The sequence below is a fragment of the Streptomyces roseochromogenus subsp. oscitans DS 12.976 genome, from assembly GCF_000497445.1.
GTDB lineage: Bacteria > Actinomycetota > Actinomycetes > Streptomycetales > Streptomycetaceae > Streptomyces > Streptomyces oscitans.
In genome coordinates this window covers 1,670,739-1,677,352 of the sequence record NZ_CM002285.1, presented here as the reverse complement: position 1 = coordinate 1,677,352, position 6,614 = coordinate 1,670,739, and the positions used below count along the sequence as shown (strand labels likewise).

The following is a 6,614-nucleotide window of genomic DNA, read 5'->3' as shown; positions in this document are numbered from 1 at the left end:
GACCTCGGCCCGCTGCGCGAACCCCTCGCCGCACAAGGCGTCGGCGACGCACAGGAGTTGGAGGACCTCCTCACCGCCCGGCTCGGAATGCCCGCACCGGGCGGCCACCGCTTCGGCGACGACCTCGGGGCACTGCGCGTACGACTCGCCACGGGCCCCCTGCTCGGCGGCACGGACGAGGAACGCACGGAATGTCTCACCTCACCCGCACCGTTGGAACTGCCACACGTGCAACGCGCGTTGACCTCTTTGACGTCGGTCCTCGACCATCTCCGCGACGACGCTCAGTGATGGGAGCCTCCTCGATGACGCAGCAGACGCATGAGCCCGAGGCACACGAGCCAGAGACGTATGAGCCAGCTACGCGCGAGTCCGAGACATACGAGTCCGAGACGTACGAGTCCGAGACGTACGAGTCCGGATCGGCAACGACCACCACGTCGGCCACGTCGGCCACGACGACCGCACCGACCCGCACCACACTCGCACCGGCCCCCTTGGCACCCCCTTTCCCGCCGCTGGCCGAGCCCCGTCCCCTCGGCGAACACCGCGTGTGGCCGCGGACGTTCCACGACCGGCTCACCGCTCCGCTGCCCGGCATCAAGGCCGTCGCCCGTTTCGCCCGCGAAGGCGCCGTACGCCCCGGTCCCGAAGGCATCGCCGGCATCCCCCGGCTGCCCTGCGCACCCGCCCCGCTGCCCCGCGTCGACACGCGTACCCTCGCCGTCACCTGGGCCGGACACGCCAGTTGGGTCGTCCGGATCGGCGGCCTGACGGTCCTCACCGACCCCGTCTGGTCCCGCCGCATCCTCGGCACCCCGGCCCGCATCACCCCCGTCGGCGTCCCCTGGGACACCCTGCCGCGCATCGACGCCGTCGTCATCAGCCACAACCACTACGACCACCTGGACGCCCCCACGCTGCGCCGACTCCCCCGGGACACCCGGGTGTTCGCACCGGCGGGCCTCGGCCGCTGGTTCCGGCGCCGGCGCTTCACCCGTGTCACCGAGCTGGACTGGTGGGAGGGCGCCGAACTGTCAGGCGTCCGCTTCGACTTCGTCCCCGCTCACCACTGGTCCAAGCGCACCCTCACCGACACCTGTCACAGCCTCTGGGGCGGCTGGGTCCTCACCGACGCCGACGGACAGCGCCTCTACTTCGCCGGCGACACCGGCTACGGCCACTGGTTCTCCCGCATCGGCCGCCGCTACCCCGGCATCGACCTCGCCCTCATGCCCATCGGCGCCTACGAACCGCGCTGGTGGCTCAGCGACGTCCACTGCGACCCCGAGGAAGCGGTCCAGGCCACCCTCGACGCAGGCGCCCGCCGCATGGCCCCCATGCACTGGGGTACCTTCATCCTCTCGGCAGAACCGGTCCTGGAACCGCTCAGGAGAGTGCGGGCGGCCTGGGAGAAGGCCAGGCTGGAGCGGGACGACCTGTGGGACCTGCCGGTCGGCGGATCAAAGGCGCTGGAGTCGAGCGCCCCGAAAGGGGCGCGGGGCTGTGTCCGACATGCGGCTGCCGCCGCGCGGGCGCGAGAAAGCACCATGGACCGGTAGCCCGAACACGACCGCACTTCCACCGGCGCTACCGAACCCGCCGCACCACATTCGGCACAGCACTGATCACCACGGTCAGCCCCACCGCCACCACAACCCCCTCCCAAGGCTCCTTGAACAACGAACCCCCCAAAATCCCGATCACTTGATACGTGACCGCCCAGGCCAGACACGCGGGCAGATTCCCCCGCACGAACCTCCGCAACGGCCAGTCGGCCATCAGACACGCCAGCATCACCGGAATACGACCGGCAGGCACCAGCCGAGACAACACCAGCACGGCGACCCCGTGCTCGGCCAACTTCTCCCGCGCCGACGCCAGCCGCGCGTCCGGCGCCCGCGCCCGTATCGCCTCCAGCCACCGCGACCCGTTCCGCGACCGCATCCCGCGCAGCCCCAGCCAGTACAGCGCCGCATCTCCCAGAAACGCGGCCAGCGACGCCGTCACGAACACCAGAGCCGGCGAGAACGGCGCCGTCTGATGGAACGCCACCACCGCCGCCGAACTCACCAGCGCCCCGGTCGGCACCACCGGCACCAGCGCCCCGACCAGCACCAGCAGAAACAACGACGGATAACCGATCGCCTGCTGCGTCGACTCCGGCGGCACGGCCGACGTGGAGGCGGCGGCGAGCGACGCCACGGAGGCCGGCCATCTCACCGCGCGACCTCCAGCCGCACACTCTCCCCGTGCCCCAGCTTGTGCACGGCCACTTCCGGCGCCGCCAGGGCCGCCAGCCGTACGAACTCGTCACCCGGCGCATGGAACTCGTGCGGGCGCACCGCGTCCATCCCGATCGGCCAGTACGTCCCGTAGTGCACCGGCACCGCGGCCCGCGGCGCCAGCCGCGCCAGCGCCCGGGCCGCCCGCTCCGCGTCCAGGTGCCCCGCACCGAGGTACGGCCCCCAGCCGCCCACCGGCAGCAATGCCACGTCCACCGGCCCGACTTGCTCGGCCATCGCGTCGAACAGCCCGGTGTCCCCGGCGAAATAGGTCCGTGCCTCGCCTTCCACCACGTAGCCGAGCGCGGGCGAACGGTGAGGTCCCACCGGCAGCCTCCGCCCGTCGTGCAACGCCGGGACCACCCGCACCAGCAGCCCACCGATCCGCACCTCGTCCCCGGGCGCCACCTCCGTCACGCGCAGCTGTCGCAGCCGGCGCAGTCCCGGCACCGCCCGTGGTGCGCCCCGGGGTACGAGCAGGCGTGTGCCCGGGGCGAGGCCGGCCAGCGAGGGCAGATGCAGATGGTCGGCGTGCAGATGCGAGACGAGCACCACGTCCGCGACGCGGGCCTCGGCCGGCGGCACCGCGCCCCGGCGCCGCCGCAGATGGGCCAGCCGGAGGGCGAACAGGGGATCAGTGAGCACCCGTGTGTTCGCGTCCCGCACCGTGCAGGTGGCGTGACCCCACCACGTGATCTCCACCGGCACCCTCTTCGCCTCCTTCACGCGACTCCCCGAAGCGTACGGGCAGGAGTAGGGTCGGCGACGAAACCCGGAGGTGAGGGGGGACGCCATGGGACAGCTGCGGGGTTCCTCCGACGCGCCCACGACGGTGCGGGTCACCGCGATCGCGAGCCTGACGCCGCTGGAGGAACTGGAAGCGGACCCGTTCCTCGTGGACTCCCGCAGCCAGCACGCCATGTGCGCCCGCTGGGCCGCCGAACGCGGGTACGTCATCGCCCGGGAACTTCTGGTCGGCGGACTCCGCTTCGACCACTGCGCACTGTGGGACGGCGTCCGGCCCGGCGTGGACGTCTTCGTCGCCCCCAGCATGCGCGTGCTGCGGCGGGCCTTGTCCTCGGTGGAGGCGTTCACCGCCGAGTGCGCGCGCCGCGGCGTACGCGTCGAGACGGTAGGCCGGGCCGAGCCGTCGTACGACGCCCAGATGAAAGCCCGCGTTCACCGCCGCCTGTCCATGCCGACGGCCGGCTACGACGGCCGCTGACATCCCGGCCGAACCCACCTGAACCGACCTCGCCGGTATGACAAGCCGGTATGACAAGGTGGTGGGCGGCCCGCAGGGCCGACGAGGCGAGACGGGTCCTTGCTGCCGAGGCGCGGGAGGGCCGGAACGTGAGGTGTACGGGGCGTGCGAGGCGTGCGGTGGCGGCGGATGGTCAGTCAGATCGGGCGGAGCATCGCCGTATGGGCGGTCTCCACCCTCACCATGCTGGTCCTCGCCGTGCTCCTGCCCGACTTCCAGCTCCAGTCCGCCGACGGCGACAGCGCCACCCGCATCGCCATCACCGCCGCCTGCGGCGCCGGCGCCTTCGGTGTGCTGTCGGCCGTGGTCTGGCCGCTCCTGGTCCGGCTCCTGCTGCTCGTCCCCGCCCTCGTGCTCGGCCTGCTGGTCTTCTTCCTCAACGGCTCCCTGCTGCTGCTCGCCCTGCGCATCAACCCCTCCGGCCGGGGCGCGGCCGCCCCCGAGACCGCTGTCATCGTGGCCGCGGTGATGTCGGCCGTCGCCTCGGCCACCGGCGCGGCCCTCGCCGTACGCGACGACGAGACCTACCGGCGCCGGCTGCACCGCCTCGCCGCCCGCCGCCGCAGATCCGACCCGCCGTGCCCCGCCACTCCCGGACTGGTCTTCGTCCAGCTCGACGGCGTGGGTCACGACGTCCTCACGGACGCGGTCCGCAAGGGGCTGATGCCGACGGTCGCGCACTGGCTGGGCGCGGATGGCATACGGTCGGCCGGCCACCGCACACCGCCCACCCACTGCCTCACCCCCTGGCGCACCGACTGGTCCAGCCAGACCGGCGCCAGCCAGCTCGGGATCCTGCACGGCAGCACCTTCGACGTGCCGGCCTTCCGCTGGTACGAGAAGGACCGCGGGGAGGTGATGGTGTGCAATCGGCCGACGAGCGCCGCCGAACTGCAGCGGCGCGCCATTTCGCACACAGGCGACGGTGGTCTGCTCGCCGTGGACGGCGCCAGCCGGGGCAACCTGTTCAGCGGCGGCGCCGGTGAACAGGCCCTCGTGCTGTCCATCGCGGCCCGCCGCCGCAGCCGCGAGAACCGTTCCCGCGCCGGGTACTTCGCCTACTTCTCCGACCCCGCCAACGCCGTCCGCACCGCCCTGTCCTTCGTCGCCGAAGTGGTCCGTGAGATCGGCGAGTCCACCCGGGCCCGGCTGCGCAAGCAACGCCCGAGGGTGAGCCGCGGGGGCCTGTATCCGCTCGTCCGCGCCTTCGCCACAGTCGTCGAACGGGACGTCGTCGTCGCCGCGGTGATGGGCGACATGCTCGCCGGACGCACCGCCGTCTACGCCGACCTCGTCGCCTACGACGAGGTCGCCCACCACTCCGGCCCGTGCAGCCGGGACGCCGAGAAGGTCCTGCGGCGCCTCGACCGGTGCCTAGCCCTCCTCCAGCGGGTCGCCGAACACGCCCCCCGCCCGTATCGCGTCGTGGTCCTCTCCGACCATGGACAGAGCCCCGGCGAGACCTTCCACGCGCGCTACGGCCTCACCCTCGGCGACCTCGTCCGGGCCGGCTGCGGGCTACCCGTCCCGCGCCGGGCCGAGGGCACGCGCAGCGGCGCCGAGGCCCGCGCTGCCGTCCGGGCCGCGCTGCGCCGGCCCGTGGAGGAGAAGGGCGAGCGGCGCCGCCCCGACCGTGACTCCGAGCCGATCGTGCTCGCCTCCGGCAACCTCGGCCTGGTCTCCTTCCCGGACGTGCCCCACCGCATGACCAAGGAGGAGATCGACGCCCGCCACCCCGCCCTGCTCACCACCCTCGCCAACCACCCCGGTATCGGCTTCCTGCTGGTGCGCAGCACAGAGCACGGCGGCGTGGTAATGGGCGCCCACGGCGCCGAGATCCCGCTCGCCCGGCTCGACTCCGAGCCGGGCCCGCTGGCCCGGTTCGGCGCCGGTGCCGCCGACGCGGTCCGCCGCACCCACGCCTTCCCGCACACCGCCGACATCATGGTGAACTCGGCGCACGACCCGGCCGACGGCGAGGTCCTCGCCTTCGAGGAGCAGATCGGCTCCCACGGCGGTCTCGGCGGCGCCCAGTCCCACCCGTTCCTGCTCTCGCCGCTGGAGCTGTCCGCACCTGTCGACGGCGGGGCGGAACTGACCGGCGCCGAGCATGTCCACCGCGTGCTGCGTCGCTGGCTGCGCGAGCTGAACGGACCCCAGGTCCCGCTCACCGACGCGGCCGAGGAGGAGCGGGCCGCCTGAGAGAGGAAGAGCGGGCCGCCTGAAAATCGGCTGCGCCCACCGCGCCGGACATTCACACTGATCGAGCCCCCGGCATCGGAAAGTCGTCCCTGGTGCGGGAGTTCGCCGACTCGCTCGGACTGGAATGTGTGAGCCTGCTCGGTACGCAGCTCGCGCCGGAGGACCTGATCGGCGTTCCGCAGATCCGCGACGGGCGCTCGGTGTTCTGCCCCCGGAGGCCACTCAGCCGCGGCCTGGACCTGCACCGGGCGCAGGAGCGCGGCTTCCTGCCCGGCGGCCTCGTCGAGGAGATCCGCGCGCTCAGCCATCCGCCGCTGCCCTGGGACGCCCGACTCGCCCGCTGGTTCGACGAGTTCGTGCCCCGCCCGGAGCCCGTACGGTCGTACGCCCGCCCCGCCCGCCGCCAGGCCTCCACCCCCGACATCCCGCGCGCGGGCCACTACTTCCCGCCTGAGGAGGTGGCCAGCTGCACCTTCGGGGTGGTCCTGGACACCTCCGGCTCGATGGACCGCACCCTCCTCGGCAAGGCCCTCGGCGCGATCGCCTCCTACGCCGAGGCCCGGGACGTACCGGCCGCCCGTGTGGTCTTCTGCGACGCCGCCCCGCACGACGCCGGCTATCTCCCGGTCACCGAGATCGCCGGCCGGGTACGGGTGCACGGGCGCGGCGGCACCGTCCTGCAGCCCGGCATCGACCTGCTGCACCGGGCCGAGGACTTCCCGCCCGCCGCACCGGTGCTGGTGATCACCGACGGCTGGTGCGACGTGCTGCGGGTGCGCCGCGAGCACGCCTATCTGATCCCGCAGGGACGTCACCTCCCGTTCACTCCGCGTGGGCCGGTCTTCAGGGTGCGATGAGCCCGG

Annotated in this window: 5 protein-coding genes and 3 pseudogenes; 6 read left to right on the top strand and 2 right to left on the bottom strand. The window is 73.0% G+C overall.

The window, feature by feature from the left end:
• Both M878_RS47265 and M878_RS47260 read left to right on the top strand, forming a co-directional pair.
• Positions 1 to 291: pseudogene (locus M878_RS47265) on the top strand (pyridoxal phosphate-dependent aminotransferase); the annotation flags it as partial.
• Positions 292 to 305: 14 nt separating this feature from the next.
• A complete protein-coding gene (locus M878_RS47260; protein ID WP_023545562.1) occupies positions 306 to 1,562 on the top strand; it encodes an MBL fold metallo-hydrolase in 1,257 nt (418 codons plus the stop codon).
• 28 nt (positions 1,563 to 1,590) lie between these two features.
• Here M878_RS47260 and M878_RS57410 read toward each other — a convergent pair whose 3' ends face one another.
• Together M878_RS57410 and M878_RS57405 are read right to left on the bottom strand one after the other, a co-directional pair.
• Positions 1,591 to 2,205, bottom strand: coding sequence for a DedA family protein (locus tag M878_RS57410; protein ID WP_051430205.1), 615 nt, complete (start codon positions 2,203 to 2,205; stop codon positions 1,591 to 1,593).
• A gap of 14 nt (positions 2,206 to 2,219) precedes the next feature.
• On the bottom strand, positions 2,220 to 2,993 hold the full coding sequence (locus tag M878_RS57405) for an MBL fold metallo-hydrolase (protein ID WP_031224439.1): 774 nt from the start codon (positions 2,991 to 2,993) through the stop codon (positions 2,220 to 2,222).
• Between the two features lie 85 nt (positions 2,994 to 3,078).
• Here M878_RS57405 and M878_RS57400 point away from each other — a divergent pair, with 85 nt between their 5' ends.
• The 4 genes and pseudogenes from M878_RS57400 to M878_RS57390 all read left to right on the top strand — a co-directional run.
• Positions 3,079 to 3,510 carry a hypothetical protein gene (locus M878_RS57400; RefSeq protein WP_023545559.1) on the top strand — a complete coding sequence of 144 codons (432 nt, stop codon included), beginning with the start codon at positions 3,079 to 3,081 and terminating at the stop codon, positions 3,508 to 3,510.
• A gap of 168 nt (positions 3,511 to 3,678) precedes the next feature.
• Complete coding sequence (locus M878_RS57395) at positions 3,679 to 5,751, top strand: phage holin family protein (RefSeq protein WP_023545558.1); 2,073 nt, start codon at positions 3,679 to 3,681, stop codon at positions 5,749 to 5,751.
• A gap of 65 nt (positions 5,752 to 5,816) precedes the next feature.
• Positions 5,817 to 5,981: pseudogene (locus tag M878_RS000000101775) on the top strand (MoxR family ATPase); the annotation flags it as partial.
• Positions 5,964 to 6,608, top strand: a pseudogene (locus tag M878_RS57390) (vWA domain-containing protein); the annotation flags it as partial. The pseudogenes M878_RS000000101775 and M878_RS57390, both read left to right, overlap by 18 nt.
• Positions 6,609 to 6,614 lie beyond the last annotated feature (6 nt).